The 16965-nt window shown below is 70.9% G+C and carries 18 protein-coding genes; 10 read left to right on the top strand and 8 right to left on the bottom strand.

All coding sequences use genetic code 11. The features are described 5' to 3' along the window. Window positions 1–194: 194 nt before the first annotated feature. The 5 genes from AC1Q7O_RS09545 to chrA all read left to right on the top strand — a co-directional run bounded on the left by AC1Q7O_RS09545 (window position 195) and on the right by chrA (window position 5439). The gene (locus AC1Q7O_RS09545) at window positions 195–1034 is read left to right on the top strand and encodes a hypothetical protein (protein ID WP_492658977.1); all 840 of its coding nucleotides are present in this window, start codon (window positions 195–197) and stop codon (window positions 1032–1034) included. Then, window positions 1031–2053, top strand: a complete 1023-nt coding sequence (locus AC1Q7O_RS09540) for an energy transducer TonB (protein ID WP_492658978.1) — start codon at window positions 1031–1033, stop codon at window positions 2051–2053. Before AC1Q7O_RS09545 ends, AC1Q7O_RS09540 begins: the two co-directional genes overlap by 4 nt. A gap of 9 nt (window positions 2054–2062) precedes the next feature. Beyond that, window positions 2063–2689: a hypothetical protein gene (locus tag AC1Q7O_RS09535; protein ID WP_492658979.1), complete on the top strand. Its 627-nt coding sequence runs from the start codon at window positions 2063–2065 to the stop codon at window positions 2687–2689. Between the two features lie 76 nt (window positions 2690–2765). Further along, a complete protein-coding gene (gene gap / locus AC1Q7O_RS09530) occupies window positions 2766–3764 on the top strand; it encodes a type I glyceraldehyde-3-phosphate dehydrogenase (protein WP_492658980.1) in 999 nt (332 codons plus the stop codon). Window positions 3765–4077: 313 nt separating this feature from the next. Then, window positions 4078–5439, top strand: coding sequence for a chromate efflux transporter (gene chrA / locus AC1Q7O_RS09525; protein WP_492658981.1), 1362 nt, complete (start codon window positions 4078–4080; stop codon window positions 5437–5439). A gap of 15 nt (window positions 5440–5454) precedes the next feature. Here the strand turns inward: chrA and AC1Q7O_RS09520 are convergent, their stop codons facing one another. Together AC1Q7O_RS09520 and AC1Q7O_RS09515 are read right to left on the bottom strand one after the other, a co-directional pair. Continuing rightward, window positions 5455–6033, bottom strand: a complete 579-nt coding sequence (locus AC1Q7O_RS09520) for an HPP family protein (RefSeq protein ID WP_492658982.1) — start codon at window positions 6031–6033, stop codon at window positions 5455–5457. A gap of 123 nt (window positions 6034–6156) precedes the next feature. Further along, window positions 6157–7524: a cation:proton antiporter gene (locus tag AC1Q7O_RS09515; protein WP_492658983.1), complete on the bottom strand. Its 1368-nt coding sequence runs from the start codon at window positions 7522–7524 to the stop codon at window positions 6157–6159. Between the two features lie 220 nt (window positions 7525–7744). Between AC1Q7O_RS09515 and AC1Q7O_RS09510 the strand changes: the two genes are divergently transcribed. The 5 genes from AC1Q7O_RS09510 (at window position 7745) to AC1Q7O_RS09490 (ending at window position 11876) form a co-directional block, all read left to right on the top strand. Next, entirely contained in the window at window positions 7745–7993 is a 249-nt protein-coding gene (locus AC1Q7O_RS09510; protein WP_492658984.1) for a type II toxin-antitoxin system Phd/YefM family antitoxin, read from the top strand. Beyond that, window positions 7993–8490, top strand: coding sequence for a PIN domain-containing protein (locus AC1Q7O_RS09505; RefSeq protein WP_492658985.1), 498 nt, complete (start codon window positions 7993–7995; stop codon window positions 8488–8490). Before AC1Q7O_RS09510 ends, AC1Q7O_RS09505 begins: the two co-directional genes overlap by 1 nt. Then, window positions 8487–10007, top strand: coding sequence for a tryptophan halogenase family protein (locus tag AC1Q7O_RS09500; RefSeq protein ID WP_492658986.1), 1521 nt, complete (start codon window positions 8487–8489; stop codon window positions 10005–10007). The genes AC1Q7O_RS09505 and AC1Q7O_RS09500 overlap by 4 nt, the downstream gene beginning before the upstream one ends. A 112-nt stretch (window positions 10008–10119) precedes the next feature. Continuing rightward, a complete protein-coding gene (locus tag AC1Q7O_RS09495; RefSeq protein WP_492658987.1) occupies window positions 10120–11094 on the top strand; it encodes a diacylglycerol/lipid kinase family protein in 975 nt (324 codons plus the stop codon). Further along, window positions 11091–11876, top strand: a complete 786-nt coding sequence (locus AC1Q7O_RS09490) for a metallophosphoesterase family protein (RefSeq protein WP_492658988.1) — start codon at window positions 11091–11093, stop codon at window positions 11874–11876. Before AC1Q7O_RS09495 ends, AC1Q7O_RS09490 begins: the two co-directional genes overlap by 4 nt. Before the next feature lie 51 nt (window positions 11877–11927). Here AC1Q7O_RS09490 and AC1Q7O_RS09485 read toward each other — a convergent pair whose 3' ends face one another. The 6 genes from AC1Q7O_RS09485 to AC1Q7O_RS09460 form a co-directional block, all read right to left on the bottom strand. Continuing rightward, window positions 11928–13307, bottom strand: coding sequence for a sulfatase family protein (locus AC1Q7O_RS09485; protein ID WP_492658989.1), 1380 nt, complete (start codon window positions 13305–13307; stop codon window positions 11928–11930). A 4-nt stretch (window positions 13308–13311) separates the two neighbouring features. Continuing rightward, a complete protein-coding gene (locus AC1Q7O_RS09480) occupies window positions 13312–14073 on the bottom strand; it encodes a hypothetical protein (protein ID WP_492658990.1) in 762 nt (253 codons plus the stop codon). Window positions 14074–14076: 3 nt separating this feature from the next. Next, window positions 14077–14532, bottom strand: a complete 456-nt coding sequence (locus AC1Q7O_RS09475; RefSeq protein ID WP_492658991.1) for an ExbD/TolR family protein — start codon at window positions 14530–14532, stop codon at window positions 14077–14079. Further along, the gene (locus tag AC1Q7O_RS09470) at window positions 14529–14951 is read right to left on the bottom strand and encodes an ExbD/TolR family protein (protein ID WP_492658992.1); all 423 of its coding nucleotides are present in this window, start codon (window positions 14949–14951) and stop codon (window positions 14529–14531) included. The genes AC1Q7O_RS09475 and AC1Q7O_RS09470 overlap by 4 nt, the downstream gene beginning before the upstream one ends. Before the next feature lie 10 nt (window positions 14952–14961). Continuing rightward, on the bottom strand, window positions 14962–15753 hold the full coding sequence (locus tag AC1Q7O_RS09465; protein WP_492658993.1) for a MotA/TolQ/ExbB proton channel family protein: 792 nt from the start codon (window positions 15751–15753) through the stop codon (window positions 14962–14964). Between the two features lie 85 nt (window positions 15754–15838). Continuing rightward, window positions 15839–16957 (bottom strand): sigma-54 interaction domain-containing protein, encoded by a 1119-nt coding sequence (locus tag AC1Q7O_RS09460; RefSeq protein ID WP_492658994.1) that lies wholly within the window; start codon window positions 16955–16957, stop codon window positions 15839–15841. Between the last annotated feature and the right edge of the window lie 8 nt (window positions 16958–16965).

Genomic DNA, 16965 nt, shown 5'->3' with positions numbered 1-16965 from the left:
GGAGCCTGCCATCATGCGGGCCGGGAGGAATCAAGATGCACATCAGCATCCGGCGGTCGTTGACCGCTTCTTGCGCTGGTCTGGCGCTCTTCGGCAGCGGAGCTGCTCATGCAGATGACGCGGCGGCGCCAGGTCTTCGGCCGGTCGACAAATCGGCGGAACACCTGGCCTGTCTGAAAGTGCAGGTGCCGGCGGTGCTGAACGCCGCGGCGCCCGCCGACGGCGAACCGCGGCTGCTGCGGGCCCGGCTGGTCTTCACGGCCGCCGATGCCGCGCCCACGGTCACCTGGCTGTGGAAGGGCGATGACACCACGGCCGACTTGCTGACGTCGGCGCTGCGCGCATCGCGCATGCCCTGCCTCGAAAGCCCGGCCCGGCAGGGCGTGGTGCAGGAGTTCTGGTGGACGCCCGGCACGGGCGCGCTGACGGCTGGCGAGGCCTGGCCGTTGTGGGCGAAACGGCAGGCGCCCGATGAGCCGCTCTGCTACGTGAAGCCGGCCGGCGGCCTGCCCGTGAGCCAGCAGCCCCCGGCCCCCTCCAAGGTGCTGTTCAAGTTCCGCTTCATGCAGGCCGGCGAGCCTCCCGAGGTGGAGATCGAGCACCGCACGGGCGCAGCGATCTTCGCGATGGACACGCGGCGCTACGTCCGCCGATACCAGGCCTGCGCCGATGGCCGGACGAAGCTGGGCGCCTGGCACGAACAGATCTTCGAGGCCACGCCGCCTGGCGCCGTGCGCCCTCAGCCCAGGGCGTTCGAGCTGGACGAGTTCCTCGGGCGGGTCAAGGATGCCAAGGCCCTGCGCATCCGGTTCGACACCCGCACGATGAACTGCCCCTTCCAGGTCAGCCTGCAGATGTACCAGCCGGCCAGGAACAACCAGGCGTCCGTGGCGGGCTCTCGGGACGCCAATCGCCATGCCTTCCTGAGCTGGCTGGAGCGGCTGCGGCTGGACCTGCCGCCGGACGAAGAGGCGGCGCTGTTCTACGAGAAGGTGACGATCAACGTGCCCTGCCAGGTGGTGGACCTGAAATGAGGAACCTCGACATGCGCCAGTTGCTCATCGCCTGGGCCCTGGGGGCGTGCGCCCTGGGCGCTCATGCACAAGGCACTGCCGTTGCGGACAGCAGCGGCGAGGACATCCTGACCTGCCTGGTGCGGCCGGCGCAGCCACCGAAGTACCCTGCCAATGCGCTGGCCGCGCGCATGAACGGCCTGTACCGCGTGGAGCTGAACTTTCGCGACGCCCAAAGCCCACCCGACGTCAACGTCGTCTACAGCAGCGGAGGGGACGAACTGCGCGAGGTGGCGGAGGCTTACGCGCGGCAATTCCGGCTGCCCTGCCTGCCCGCAGGCCGCAAGGTCTCGGCGCTGCAGGAGATCGCCTTCAAGGCCGTCGATGCCGGCGGCGTGCAGACACCGCAGCCCATGAACCTGCCCTTGCCCCCGAGCGCGCAGCACAAGGCCTGCCTGATCATGCCGCCGCAACCGCCCAACTTCGGCGGCACGGCCGGGGCAAGCACGTTCGCCAGTGGCTTCAAGCCCGGGCCGACGACCGGCAACGTCGTCATGGAGCTGACCTTCACGGCACCAGACCAGCCGCCGCAGGCGAAGGTGCTCTACGCCTCCACGCACCGCGAACACCGCGATGACTGGCTGGACCATGTCAGCACCTACCGCGTGCCCTGCCTGAAGCCCGGCGAGCGCTTCGTCATGGAGCAGACGCTGCACCTGACGTTCAGCGAGAACAGCCCCAGCTACTCCTTCAAGGACGTGGGTCTGGTCGGCTTCCTGCGCATGGTCAAAAACGCCGAGGCCACGCCTGTCAACTTCAGCCTTGACACCATGGCCTGCCCATTCCGGGTGAAGTTCGAACTGGGCCGGCCGGCGCTGCGCAACCGCGTCACCGAGGTGGGCGAGACCAACCCCAACCGGCGCAGCTTCATCGCGTGGATGGAGGAGCTGGAGTTGAACCTCAAGCGGGAACAGTTCGAAAGCCTGCTGCGCGCGTCGATGTTCATCGACGTGCCCTGCGGCACGATCAAGCTGGGCTGACGGTCGTCCATGGAGATCCACGGCCAACTGGTGCTCGCACCCGATGCGCTAGCCGGCACGCGGGCGCCGGCGCTGTGGGCCTGCGTCGGCATCCTGGCGGTGGTGGCGCTGGCCTGCGGCGTGCAGGCCGGGCGCAGCGCGCCGCGCTGGACCGAGCTGCCGAGTTTCGAGGTGGTGCCGCTGGGCGTCGCCACGCTGCACACACAACGCACCGGCACCTATGCCACCGAGCCTGTCGCGCAGGGCGAGGCGCTGGTGCTGCCGTACAGCGAGTCGGCCCCGCCGGCGCTGGCGGCCGCCCGGGTGCCGCTGGAGGATGGCCACTGGGCGCTACGCATCCATGACGACCTGCAGCTGGGCACCATGCGCCAGCGCTCGCTGAACCGAGGCGGCCTGGCGTGGACGGTGACGTTGCTGGACAAGCAGGTCGTGCGCATCGCCTCGGCCGACGGCGAGCTGCTGGGCTACCGGGAGTTCGAGGACGCCTGGCAGCACCGGCGCTGGCGCCTGGCGCTATGGGCCGGCACCAGCGCACTGGCCGCCGCGCTGCTGGCGGCCTTTGCACGCCGCATACTGTCGGCCCTCGCCCGCCGCGATGCGCGATCCCGGGCTTCATCAGGACTGAAATCGCCCTGAAACCCCCTCGCCGGCAGATGGCCGAGAATCAGCGGCCCTGCGCGAACCCAATTTCTTTTGCTCTGGAGACTTTCCAATGACCATCAAGATCGGCATCAACGGCTTCGGCCGCATCGGACGCATGGTGTTCCGTGCCGCTGTCGCGAACTTCAAGGACATCGAGGTCGTCGCGATCAACGACCTGCTGGAACCCGACTACCTCGCCTACATGCTCAAGTACGACAGCGTGCACGGCAAGTTCGAGGGTGACGTCGCCGTCGAGGGCAACACGCTGGTCGTGAACGGCAAGTCCATCCGCCTGACCGCCATCAAGGACCCGACGGAACTGAAGTGGGCCGAGGCCGGCGCCGACATCGTCATCGAATCCACCGGCATCTTCCTGGACAAGGCCGGCGGCGAGAAGCACCTGGCCGCGGGCGCGAAGAAGGTCATCTTCTCGGCACCGTCCAAGGACGAGACGCCGATGTTCGTCTTCGGCGTGAACCACACCAAGTACGCCGGCGAAGCCATCATCTCCAACGCGTCTTGCACGACGAACTGCCTGGCCCCGCTGGCCAAGGTGCTGAACGACAAGTGGGGCATCAAGCGCGGCCTGATGACCACCGTGCATGCGGCCACCGCCACGCAGAAGACCGTGGACGGCCCGAGCAACAAGGACTGGCGCGGCGGCCGTGGCATCCTGGAGAACATCATCCCCAGCAGCACCGGCGCCGCCAAGGCCGTCGGCAAGGTCATCCCTGAGCTGAACAAGAAGCTGACCGGCATGGCCTTCCGCGTGCCCACCAGCGACGTGTCGGTCGTCGACCTGACCGTCGAGCTGAACAACGAAGCCAGCTACGCCGACATCTGCGCCGAGTTCAAGGCCCAGAGCCAGGGCGCGCTGAAGGGCGTGCTGGGCTACACGGAAGACAAGGTCGTCGCGACCGACTTCCGCGGTGACGCCCGCACCTCCATCTTCGACGCCGAAGCCGGTATCGCGCTGGACGGCACCTTCGTGAAGCTGGTGTCCTGGTACGACAACGAGTGGGGCTACTCGAACAAGGTGCTGGAGATGGTTCGCGTCGTGGCGGCCTGATCGTCGGGCCTGGCCAGACACAAGGGGCGCCGCGGGCGCCCTTTTTTGTCGCCGCGCGCAGCCAGAAAAAAACCCTTCGGTCGGCAGCGCCGGCTCGAAGGGTTGAATCCACCTGTGCGGGTGGAGGAGACAAACAAACAAGACGCAACGTTATCGCCGATCCACGCGCCCAAGCAATCAAGTTCGCGAGTGAACCCCTCGTGCAACCGGCAAGCGCGAGATCTGCACGCGTTCGGGCGCGCTGAACGCCGGGCATCAGCGCCGCCGAGCCTGGCTACATTGCGGCCTGCCCGCCGCCCACCACCCCGCCACCATGTCCGACCGCTCCCCCCTGCTTCCAGCGCCCCCCGCGCCCGTGGGCTTCGGACAGGCGCTGCGCTTCTGGCTCAAGCTGGGCTTCATCAGCTTCGGCGGGCCCGCCGGGCAGATCGCCATCATGCATACCGAGCTGGTGGAGCGGCGCCGCTGGATCAGCGAGAAGCGCTTCCTGCACGCGCTGAACTACTGCATGCTGCTGCCCGGCCCCGAGGCGCAGCAGCTGGCCACCTACATCGGCTGGCTGATGCACCGCACGGCCGGCGGCCTCGTGGCCGGTGCGCTGTTCGTGCTGCCGTCGCTGGCCATCCTCATCGCGCTGTCGTGGGTCTATCTCGCGCACGGCACGCTGCCCGCGGTGGCCGGGCTGTTCTACGGCCTGAAGCCGGCGGTGACGGCGCTGGTGGTGCACGCGGCACACCGCATCGGCACGCGCGCGCTGAAGAACGGCTGGCTGTGGGGCATCGCGGCGGCGGCCTTCGTCGCGCTGTTCGCGCTGGATGCGCCCTTCCCGCTCATCGTGCTGGGCGCCGCGCTCATCGGCCATGTCGGCGGGCGTGTCGCGCCGCAGGTCTTCACGCCCGGCGGCGGCCATGGCGCGGCCCAGGCCGGCTACGGGCCGGCGCTGATCGACGACGACACGCCCACGCCGCCCCATGCGCGCTTCTCGCGCCGCCGGCTGGCGCGCGTGCTCGCCGTCGGCATCGGCCTGTGGGGCGCGGCGATGGCCGGCCTCGTGCTCGCGCACGGCGTGCAGGGCGCGCTGACGCAGATGGGCGGGTTCTTCACGAAGGCCGCGCTGCTGACCTTCGGTGGCGCCTACGCGGTGCTGCCCTATGTCTACCAGGGCGCCGTGGAGCAGCACCAGTGGCTGACCGGCGCGCAGATGATCGACGGCCTTGCCTTGGGCGAAACGACGCCGGGGCCGCTCATCATGGTGGTGGCCTTCGTCGGCTTCGTCGGCGGCTGGACGAAGCAGCTGTTCGGGCCCGACGCGCTGTTCCTCGCCGGCGCGGCGGCCGCGGGCGTCGTCACGTTCTTCACCTTCCTGCCGTCGTTCGTGTTCATCCTGGCCGGCGGGCCGATCATCGAGTCCACGCACGGCCAGCTGCGCTTCACGGCGCCGCTGACGGCCATCACGGCGGCGGTCGTCGGCGTCATCCTGAACCTGGCGCTGTTCTTCGCCGGGCATGTGCTGTGGCCGCAGGGCTTCGGCGGGCGGTTCGACGGGATCGCGGCGCTGATCGCCGTGGGCGCGGGCATCGCGCTGTTCCGCTTCAAGCTGGGCGTGATGCCGCTGCTGGCGCTGTGCGCCGGGCTGGGTCTGGCGCTGACGACGGCCGGCCTGCTGCCGCCCTGAGGCGGCGCGGCGCGCTCAGTACCAGTACACCGGGTACTCGCGCCGGCAGGCGCGGTGATACAGCACCGCCACGGCCACCATGGTCAGCGCGCCGGCCAGCGTCGGGAAGAACAGGAAGCTCCACTTCGGCGCCACCAGGAACACGATGATGGGGTTGGACCCCGCCGGCGGGTGCATGCAGCGGGCCAGCATCATCAGCGCGACCGACACCGCCGCCGCCGTTGCCAGCGCCCACCAGGCCGGGCCCCACAGCGCCAGCGCCGCCAGGCCCACCGCCGTGCAGATGAAGTGCCCGCCGACGACGCTGCGCGGCTGCGAGAAGTGGATCTCGGGGAAGGTGAACATCATCACCGCCGTGGAGCCGAACGAGCCCAGCGCCAGCAGCACGCCGAGGTTGAACGAGCTGTAGGCCAGCACGGCGATGACGGTGAACACGCCCAGGCAGGCGAAGACGCCCGCCACCGGCGTGAAGCGCGGCGGCCCCTCGCGGCGCGTGATGGCGGCCTGGGCCAGCGCGGCGGGCGGCGGGTAGGCGCTCCCGGGCGCCCGGTTCGCAACGGTGCGGGCCAGGCCGCCTGGCGCGATGTCGGTCATGGCTGCAAGGCCTCGGCAACGGGGGACATGAAAAGAGGGGTGAGCCCACGGGCCGCACCCCTTGAAGGCCGCCGAACACCTCCGGACGGCGGCGCAAAGAGACTGGGTTCAGCCTTGCAAGTTTCAGGCCGCGCTGCTGGCCGGGTGGCTGCCGGGCACGGCGCCCAGCTCGCCCGACTCGCGTGCCTTCTTGCCGTAGACCAGCTCGAACACCGGGCTGGCCATCATGGTGGTGATGACGGCCATCAGCACCAGCATCGAGAACAGCGCCGGGCCGATGATGCCTTTCTGCAGGCCGATGTTGATGATGATGAGCTCCATCAGCCCGCGGGAGTTCATCAGCGCGCCGATACCCAACGCGGTGCGGTTGTCCTCGCCGGCCAGGCGGGCGGCCAGGTAGCAGGCGCCGAACTTGGCCAGCACGGACGCGACCAGCACGCCCAGCGCGATCAGCAGCAGCTGCCAGGAATTGATCATGTCCAGCCGCGTGTTCAGACCCGAGTAGGTGAAGAACATGGGCAGCAGCAGGATGACCGTCAGCGGCTCGACCTTCTTCTTGAGCTCGCTGGCGAACAGGCCGCGCGGCATGACGGCGCCGAGGATGAAGCCGCCGAAGATGGCATGGATGCCGACGGCGTCCATGACGAAGGCCGACGTGCAGAACGCGATCAGCGTGATGCCCAGCACCGTGTTGCTCATGTGGCCCTCGCGCTCCACCCTGCGGCCCAGCGGCGCCAGCAGCCGGCGGCCGAACAGCATCACGAAGGCCGCCCAGATGACGCCGCCGCCGATGGCCAGCACCGCCACGCCCGGGCCGGCACCAAAGGCGGCCAGCACCAGCGCCAGCACGCACCAGGAGACGGCATCGTCGAAGGCACCGGCCGTCAGCGACAGCGTGCCCAGCGACGTGTGCGCCAGGCCGCGCTCGTTGATGATGCGGGCCAGCATGGGGAAGGCCGTCAGCGCGATGCAGGCGCCCATGAACAGCGTCGCGTTCGCCGGCGAGATGCCCTCGGCGAACAGCCCCGGCACCTGCAGCAGCATGGGCGTGATCAGGAACGCGATGAAGAACGGCGCCGCGATGCCCGAGATGGACACGCCGATGGCGCTCCTGGCCTTGGTGGCGAAATGGTCCAGCCGCAGCGTCGTGCCGACGAGGAACATGTACAGCCCCACGCCCAGCTGCGCGCCGCAATACAGGACGTTCTTCATCTCCTTGGGGAAGATGGCCGACTGGATGTCGGGCACGAACAGGCCCAGCAGCGACGGGCCGAGGACGACGCCCGCGATCATCTCGCCCACCACCTGCGGCTGCGCGAGGAACCTGGAGCCCAGCCAGCCCACCACGCGGCAGGCCAGGATGATGAGGGCCAGCTGCAGGAAGAAGTGGACGCTGAAGTCGGTGGGCGAGTAGGTCTGCGCCGCCGCGGGGGCCGGGCCGCCGTGCTTGGCGAACACGTCGCCCAACATGGCCAGGAGATCGAATTGCATGGGGTTCCTCGTGGACTCTTTTGCTGTGCCTGCCGCCGCCTGCCCGGCGGCCGGGCGATTTGCGACAACGTTGTCTCAGGTCAAACCACCACCAGGTGACCGACCGCTGTGCACTGTGCCAGCGGGCTTTCAGGTGTCCATCGGGTCGAACAGAAGCGAACCTACGTACCTACATCACCTTTGCACGAGTGAAGGTACGTAGGCACAATCTGCCGCCACGATGAAGCTCCTGTCCAGCCGCGAGTTCAACCGCGATGTCAGCCTCGCCAAGCGCGCCGCCCAGGTGGAGCCGGTGCTCATCACCGACCGCGGCCAGCCCACGCATGTGCTGCTGAGCATCGGCGAGTACCGGCGGCTGACCGGCGAGGGCGACAGCATCCTGGAGCTGCTGGCCCTGCCCGACACGGTGGCCGTCGACGCGGCCGACCTGGCCTCCGACGGCGCCTGGGACCACCGGGAGCCGCTCTGATGTTCCTGCTGGACACCGGCATCGTGCTGGAGCTGCGCAAGGCGCGGGCCGCACAGTCCGACGCCGGGCTGATGGCCTGGGCCGGCGGCATCCCGCGGCAGAAGCTGTTCATCTCGGCGCTGAACCTGCTGGAGATCGAGAGCGCCGCCGCGCGGCTGGGCCGCAAGGACCGCGCCGCCGGGCTGGTGCTGCGCGACTGGATCGACCAGCGCGTGATGCCCGCGTTCGAGGGCCGCGTGCTGCCGGTGGACGCCGCCGTCGTGCGCCGCCGGGCGCAGCTGCCCTACGCCAACACGCGCGACGGCCTGCTGGCCGCCACGGCGCTGGAGCACGGGCTGACCTTCGTGACGCACCGCGTGTCGGCCTTCCGCACGGGCCGCGTGAAGCTGCTCAACCCGTCCGGCTACATTGCCCAGCCCACCGAGGACGACGAGGACTGGAGCCAGGGCGCCCAGACCGGTCACCAGTGGCTGAAGAATCTTTATACGAGAGCATGACTGCCAAGCGACGCATCCTCATCGTCGGCGGCGGCACCGCCGGCTGGCTGACGGCCGCCTACCTGGCCAAGGCCTTGCGCCTGGCCGAGCGGCCGCACCTGGAAGTGACCGTGCTGGAGTCGCCCGACATCGGCACCGTCGGCGTGGGCGAAGGCACCTTCCCCACCATCCGCGCGACGCTGCAGTTCCTGGGCATCCCCGAGGCCGAGTTCATCCGCGAGACGTCGGCGACGATGAAGCAGGGCATCCGCTTCGTCGACTGGGCCCGCACGCCCGCGGCGGGCCGGCACCAGCAGTTCTTCCACCCGTTCGAGGCGCCGTTCTACGCCGAGGACATCAACCTCGTGCCCTACTGGCTGCTGCAGGACGAAGCCACCCGCCCGCCGTTCGCGCAGGCCATGACGCTGCAGTCCCGCGTGGCCCAGGCGCAGCGCGCACCCAAGCGCGCCGGCGAGGCGCCCTACACCGCGCCGCTGAACTACGCCTACCACTTCGACGCGATCAAGCTCGCCCAGCTGCTGGCCAACCACGCGCGGCAGCTGGGCGTGCGGCACGTGCAGGGCACCGTGACGAACGTTCAGCTGGATGCGCGCGGCGCCATCGCGCACCTGGACACGCCGCTGGGCCGCTTCGAGGCCGACCTCTTCGTCGACTGCACGGGCTTCCGCGCCGAACTCATCGGCGGCGCGCTGGGCAGCCCGTTCAAGTCCTGCCGCGGCCAGCTGTTCGCCGACCGCGCGCTGGCCTGCAAGCTACCACTGGACGGCCCCGACATGGAGAGCTGCACCATCGCCACCGCGCACGAGGCCGGCTGGCTGTGGGACATCGGCCTGAACGGCTCGCGCGGCGTCGGCTGCGTGTACTCCAGCAGCCACATGAGCGACGAGCGCGCCGCCGAGGTGCTGCGCGCCCACTGCGGCACGGAGGACGTGACGATGCGCAGCATCCCGTTCGCGCCCGGGTACCGCGAGCAGCAGTGGGTGAAGAACTGCGTCGCGGTGGGCCTGTCCGCCGGCTTCCTGGAGCCGCTGGAGGCCACCGGCCTGGTGCTCGTCGAGGCGGCTGTCGGCATGATTGCCGAGATGCTGCCGCACAGCGGCCCGATCGATGCCCCCGCGCGGCGCTTCAACGAGCTGATGGCGCTGCGCTTCGAGAACATCATCAACTTCCTGAAGCTGCATTACTGCCTCAGCAAGCGCGACGAGCCGTTCTGGCGCGACAACGCCGACCCGGCCACCATCCCCCACCGGCTGGCCGACCTGCTGGAGCAATGGCAGCTGCGCCCGCCGGGCCGCTTCGACTTCGTGCTGGACACCGAGACCTTCGCGTTCTTCAACTACCAGTACATCCTGTACGGCATGGGCTTCCGCACCGACCTCGGCGCCGGCCGCGCCGACTTCACGCAAGCGGCCGAGGCCGACAAGCTGTTCGCCAAGATCCAGCGCTTCGCCGACCGCGCCCTGGTGGACCTGCCCAGCCACGCGGCGCTCATCCGCCAGATCAACTCGACGCGCTGACCTGCCCGGCGGCGCGCACGCCGTCCTGAACACCGCCGCGCCTGTCAGACAAGCGCGCGTTGTGCGCCGCGCGGTGGACCGGGCCAGCGCCGCGCGGCTATCGTCGGCGCCCATGACTGCCCCGCTCTACGTCGTCTTCAACCGTGCCTCGGGCCGCGGCAACCGCGACGAGCTGGGCCCCGCCGTCGAGGCCGCCTGCGCGGCGGCGGGGCGCGCCTGCCGGCTGTTCCCGGTCGAGCAGCCCGGGCGGCTCACCGCCATCGCGCGTGACGCCGTGCGCGAGGCGCAGCGGGCGCAGGGCATCGTCGTCGCCGCCGGCGGCGACGGCACCATCAACTGCGTCGCCCAGGCCGTGCTGGGCAGCGGCTGCCGGTTCGGCGTGCTGCCGCGCGGCACGTTCAACTACTTCGCGCGCACGCACGGCATCCCGCCCGACCTGGACGGCGCGCTGCACGTGCTGCTGACCGAGGACGCCGTGGACGTGCACGTCGGCCGGCTCAACGACCGCATCTTCCTCGTCAACGCCAGCCTGGGCCTCTACCCCGAGCTGCTGGAGGAGCGCGAGGCGTGGAAGCAGCAGTTCGGCCGCAGCCGCCTCGTGGCGCTGGCCGCCGGCATCAAGACGCTGCTGCGCGGCCATCGCAGCCTGCGCCTGGCCATCGAGCTGGGCGGCCAGCAGCGCGAGGTGCGCACGCCGACGCTGTTCGTCGGCAACAACGCGCTGCAGATGGAGCAGGTGGGGGTGCCGCAGGCGCCGGCCATCGACGCCGGCCGGCTGGCGGGCGTCATGCTCAAGCCGGTGGGCCGCGGCACGCTGCTGGCGCTGCTGGCACGCGGTGCCTTCGGCCAGCTGGGCGCGGCCGACCAGGTGCTGCACTTCGGCTTCGACCGCCTCACCGTGGCGGCACGAGCCTTCGGCGCCGGCCGCATCAAGGTCGCGACCGATGGCGAGGTGCTCTGGATGCCGCTGCCGCTGCGCTTCGACGTGGCGCCGGACGCGCTGGCGCTGATCCGGCCACCGGGCCTGGCGCAGGAACGCGCGCAGGCACAAGCCCACGCCGCGGCGGCTGCGGAGCCGGGCGCGTGACGACGGTGCTGCAGCTGTCGGACCCGCACTTCGGCACCGAGCGCCGGCTGGCCATGGACGCGCTGCAGGCCTTCTGCCAGGTGCTGCAGCCGGACCTGCTGCTGGTCACCGGCGACATCACGCAGCGCGCGCGCCCGGCCGAGTTCGCCGCCGCCCGCGGGTTCTTCGACCGGCTTGGCACGCCGGCCCGGCTGCTGCTGCCGGGCAACCACGACATCCCGCTGTTCGACGTGTTCACGCGTGCCTTCAAGCCCTACAGCCGCTACGCGCACGCGTTCGGCCCGGCGCTGGAAGGCGAGTTCGAGCGCGACGACCTGCTGGTCATCAGCGTCAACACGACGCGACGCTGGCGGCACCGCCACGGCGAGGTCTCGCCCGCGCAGGTGGAACGCGTCGCCGACCGGCTAGCGCGTGCCCGCCCGGGGCAGCTGCGCCTGGTGGCCGTGCACCAGCCGGTGGCCGTGACGGAAGACGGTGACATCGAGAACCTGCTGCGCGGCCACCGGCTGGCCGTGCAGCGCTGGGCCCAGGCCGGTGCGGACGCCATCGTCGGCGGCCACATCCACCTGCCCTACGTGCTGCGCCTGCCCGGCCTGCCGCGCCCCCTGTGGGCCGTGCAGGCGGGCACCGCGCTGAGCCACCGGCTGCGCGGCGGCCTCTCCAACTCGGTCAACGTGATCCACGCCGGCGCGGGCGCGCGCGTCGAACGGTGGGACCTGGAGGACGGCGCGCGCCGCTTCCGGCACGTCAACACGACACCCATCGGCGGGACCGGCGGCTGAAGCCGCCCGCGGGCCGGACCGGCACGGGCCTCGCCGAACTCGGCTGCCTGGTCAGCCAGCGCCGGGCCGGTCGGCCTGCACCTTGGGGTTGATGCGGTTGCTGCGCACGTCCTCGGTGATGGGCAGCATGCCCGCGTTCCACGCCTCCCAGTCGCTGCGCAGCCGGGCCAGGCGAGCGGGCTCGCGCTCCGCCTGGTTGGCGCGTTCGCGCGGGTCCTGCGCCAGGTTGAACAGGAACTCGTTGCCGTTGATCTGCAGGTACTTCCAGTCGCCGTCGCGCAGCGCGCGCTGCGCCATGGCCTTGTAGCGCCAGAACAGCCGGCGCTCCACCGCCGGCGCCTGGCCCAGGATCTGCGGCAACAGGTTGACGCCGTCGCTGGGGTAGTCCGCATGCGGCGCGGCGCCGGCCGCGGCGAGCAGCGTGGGCAGCCAGTCCATGCTGATGGCGACCTGCTCGCTGACCTGCCCGCCCTTCACGCGCGCCGGCCAGCGCAACAGCAGCGGCACGCGGATGCCGCCTTCCAGCAGCTCGGACTTCTGCCCGCTGAAGGGCCAGGTGTTGCTGAAGCGTTCGCCGCCGTTGTCGCTGGTGAACACGACGAGGGTGTTCTGCGCCAGGCCCTGCGCCTCCAGCGTGGCCAGCACGCGGCCCACGGCGGCGTCCAGCGCGCCGACGATCTCGCCGTACTTCTTCAGGCTGCCGCCGTCGGTGTGGTTCAGGCTCTTGAGCTGGCGCGACACCGGCTCGTCGCCCGGCCCTTCCCACGGCCAGTGCGGCGCGGTGAAGTGCAGACTCAGCAGGAAGGGCTTGTCCGCGCTCTGCCTGCGCAGGAAGGCCTGGCCGTGCTCGGCGATGAGGTCGGTGTAGTAGCCGGCCTTGTCGACGCGCACCTCGCCTTCGAACAGGTCCGAGGGCAGATCCTTGCCCACGCCGGCCCGGTGCGTGAAGTAGTCCACCGCGCCGCCGGTGTTGCCGAAGAACTCGTCGTAGCCGCTCTTCAGCGGGCCGTACCTGGGCAGCGCGCCGAGGTGCCACTTGCCGAACAGCGCCGTGCGGTAGCCGCGCGCCTGCAGCAGCGACGGCAGCGTGGGGTGCTCCGGCGGCAGGCCCAGCGCGTTGCCGCCGATGGGCTCCTCCAGCCCGCCACGCAGCCGGTACTGGTAGCGCCCGGTGATGAGGCCGAAGCGCGTGGCCGAGCAGACGGCCGAGTTGGCATAGCCCTGCGTGAAGCGGATGCCCTGGGCCGCGAGGCGGTCCAGATTCGGCGTCGCGAAGTCGCGCTGGCCGTAGACGCCGAGGTCGGCGTAGCCCATGTCGTCGGCCAGGATGAAGATGATGTTGGGCGGCACATCGGCCGCCCGGGCCGTGGCCGGCAGCAGCGCGAGGGCGCCCAGGCCCTGCAGCAGGCCGCGTCGGGATGGCGAGGTCATCGGGTCAGGAGAAGATCACGGGGAGGGAGACCTGCACTTCGTCGGCACCACCGGCCGCGCAGCGCATGCGCTTGACGGCGGCCTGCACGTACTTGTGATATTCCTTCGGGCCCGACAGCGTCGCGACGTCGACGACCTGGTTGCCGCGGATCTTGATCAGCGTCTGCACGGTGCCCTTCAGGCCCACGCGCTCGATGGCTTCCTCCAGCGCGCTGGCCAGCACGGCCTCGTAGCCGGGGCAGGCGAGGCTGATCTCGCGCTTGACGACGGGCGGCGGTGCAGGCGGCGCCGGGGCGACGACCGGCGCCGGTGCAGCGGCCACGACGGGCGGCGGCTCCTTGGGCACCTGGGTCTGCACGGCCTGGATGGGCGGCGGCGGCGCGACGACGGGCACGACCTCCGGCGGCGGCACGTAGGCCGGCGGCGGCACCACCTTCTGCACCGGCTCGATCTTGACGACCTTGGGCGGCGGCGGGGGTGGCGGAGGCGGCGGCAGCACCTCGGGCAGCAGCGCCAGCTCGATGGGCTTCTTGAGCGCCTGGACGGCCTGGGTCGCGAGGCCCGACGTCAGCGCCCAGCCCAGCACGATATGCAGGCCGACGACGACGGCAATGCCGGTGCCGCGGTTGGCACTGGCCGGCGGCTTGAGCTGCGAGCGCAGCGGCGCCGCCGCGGCCAGTGGCTGCGGGGCCGGCGGCACGGGCCGGCGCGGCGCGGGGCGGGCGTCGTCCAGCGTCAGGCCGCCGGGCAAGAGAACTGCACTCATGGACTACTCCTGGTCGAGAAACTGCTCGCTGCCCGTCACGCCGAGCTTGCTCAGGCCGGCCTGGTGCACGGCCGTCATGACCGTGGCGAAGCTGTCGTAGGTGGCGCCGGGCTGCGGCCGCACGTGGATCTCCGGCTGCGTGTCCTGGCGGCCGGCGGCGCTGAGGCGCTCGCGCAGCGTGGCCGCGTCGGCGATGGCCTCGCCGTTCCACAGCACGACGCCGCCGGGCGGGATGTCCAGCCGCACGACCTCGGGCGGCGTGGGTGGCGGCGCGCTGGCCGGCGCGATGGGCAGGTTGAGCTTGACGCTGTGCAGCTGCACCGGGATGGTGATGATCAGCATCACCAGCAGCACCAGCATCACGTCGATCAGCGGCGTGGTGTTGATGTCGGGCACCGGCAATGCCGACGTGACCTGGCGGCGCGCGCGGGCCGCTTTCTTCAGGGGCCCAACGCTCATAGCGCCCTCGCCGGCGGTTCGGTGATGAAGCCCACCTTGGCGATGCCGGCGCGCTGCGCGGCCAGCAGCACGCGGCCCACGGGCGCGTAGTCGCTGCCCGCGTCACCACGAACATGCACCTCGGGCTGGGGCTGCTGCCGGGCGATGCCCTTGAGCCGCTCGAACAGCGCGTCCTTGCCAGCCACGGGCGCGTCGAACCAGTACAGCTTGCCGTCGCGCGCCACGGTGATGACGACGTCCTTGGGCTCGCTCTCGCGCACCTCGTTGCGCTGCTTGGGCAGTTCCACGGGCACCGAGAAGTTCACGACCGGGATGGTGATGAGGAAGATGATGAGCAGCACCAGCATGACGTCGACGAGCGGCGTCGTGTTGATGGCCGAGACGGCCTCGTCGGGCCCTTGGGCAAGCTGGATGGCCATGGCAGCGGGCTCAGGCCAGCGCGGGCGTCAGGCCGGCGGGTTGCGGCTCGGCGGCAGCGGGCTCTTCATGACCCGAACCCAGCAGCACGGAGTGCAGCTCGCCGGAGAAGTCGCGCACGTCGTCCAGCACCAGCGCGTTGCGGCGCAGCAGCGCGTTGTAGCCCAGCACCGCGGGCACGGCGACGAACAGGCCGATGGCCGTCATGATGAGTGCCTCGCCCACCGGGCCGGCCACCTTGTCGATGGACGCCTGGCCGGCGATGCCGATGTTGGACAGCGCGTGATAGATGCCCCACACCGTGCCCAGCAGGCCGACGAACGGCGACGTGGACCCGACGGTGGCCAGCAGGCTCAGGCCGGTGGTGAGCTGGCGCTGCACGCGCTCGGTGGCGCGGTGCAGCGACAGGTCCACCCAGTCGGCGAAGTCCACCTTGGCGCGCAGGCCCACGTGGCGCTGCGTGGCCTCCAGGCTGGCCTCGGCGATGTAGCGGTAGGGGCTGTTGGGCGACAGCTTCTCGGCGCCCGCCTTGACGGTGCCGGCGCTCCAGAAGTCCTTCTGCGCAGCGCGCGACTGCGCGCCCAGACGGGCCTGCTGCAGCAGCTTGGTGATGATGACGTACCAGCTGCCCGCGCTCATCGCGACGAGCGTGAACAGCACGGCCTTGGTGACGGCGTCGCTGTTGGCCCAGACAGACGCGAGGCCGTAGGGGTTGTCGCCGCCGCCCTGTGCGTGGGCGGCCCCGGCAACGAGGAACAGGGCGGACGCGGCAGCGGCGCGGCGGGCGAGGGAAGAGGTGTTCATCGGCGTGTTGCAAGAAGAGTCAGGGAGGCTGCGCCGCAGTTTGCGCAGCCGGCGGTGGGCGGCGAACTAAGCTTTTCGCGTTAGCTCATGCAGCCGCGTGGAGGCGCTCGTCCACGCGGTGCGGCTCGTGCGTGATCTGCGGCAGCGCCGCGCGCGCGGGCGGCAGCAGGTCCAGCCGCTTCAGGTGCGTGCGCAGCACGTTGCGCGTGATGCCCAGCAGCGCCGCGGTGTGCACCTGGTTGTGGTGGCAGTGGCGGTAGGCGGCGCGGATGAGGGCCGACTCGACGCGCGCGTGCAGCGCCTGCGGGGCTTCGTCGAACAGGCGCTCGAAGACGCGCTCCAGCACCTCCTCGTCGTCCGCCACCGCGGCGGGCGCGGCCGCCACCACCGCACCCGGCCGCGCAATGGCGTGCAGCTGCAGGTCCTCGCGGGCAATGCGGCCATCGCGGCAGATGATGAGCGCGTAGTGGATGACGTTCTCCAGCTCGCGGATGTTGCCGGGCCACGCGTAGCCCAGCAGCGCGTCGCGCGCGTCGGGGGCCAGGCGCACGTCGGTCAGTCCGAGGCGGCGGCTGTAGACGCCGATGAAGTGCTCGGCCAGCGCCAGGATGTCGCCGGGCCGCTGCGCCAGGTTGCTGAGCTGCAGCGTGGCGACGCTCAAGCGGTAGTACAGGTCGGCGCGGAAGTGGCCGGCGGCCACGGCCTGCTCCAGCCGCACGTTGGTGGCCGCCACGAGGCGCACGCGCACATCGATGGGCTTGCGCGAGCCCAGGCGCACGACCTGGCGCTCCTGCAGCACGCGCAGCAGCTTGACCTGCACCGACAGCGGCAGGTCGCCCGCCTCGTCCAGGAACAGCGTGCCGTCGGCCGCGGCCTCGAACCAGCCGGCCCGCGCGCTCGTGGCGCCGGTGTAGGCGCCGGCCTCATGGCCGAACAGCTCGGCCTCCACCAGCTGCTCGGTGAACGCGCCGCAGTTGACGGCCAGGAACGGGCCGCGCCGGCCGCTGCAGGAGTGGATGTGGCGGGCGATCAGCTCCTTGCCGGTGCCGGTCTCGCCGATGATGAGGACGGTCGCGTCACTGGCCGCGACGCGCTCGGCCTGGGCCAGCAGCGCGCGCGACGCGGGGTCGTCGAACACCAGCGCCTTGGCCCGGATGGACAGGACCTGGTGCTGGGAGTCGGGGAAGGTGAGCAGGCGGGTCATTGCCTGTC

The sequence above is a fragment of the Roseateles sp. GW823-FHT07B05 genome (assembly GCF_058794515.1).
The sequence above is the reverse complement of the archived record's forward strand: the minus strand, read 5'-3'. Positions and strand labels throughout refer to the sequence as shown.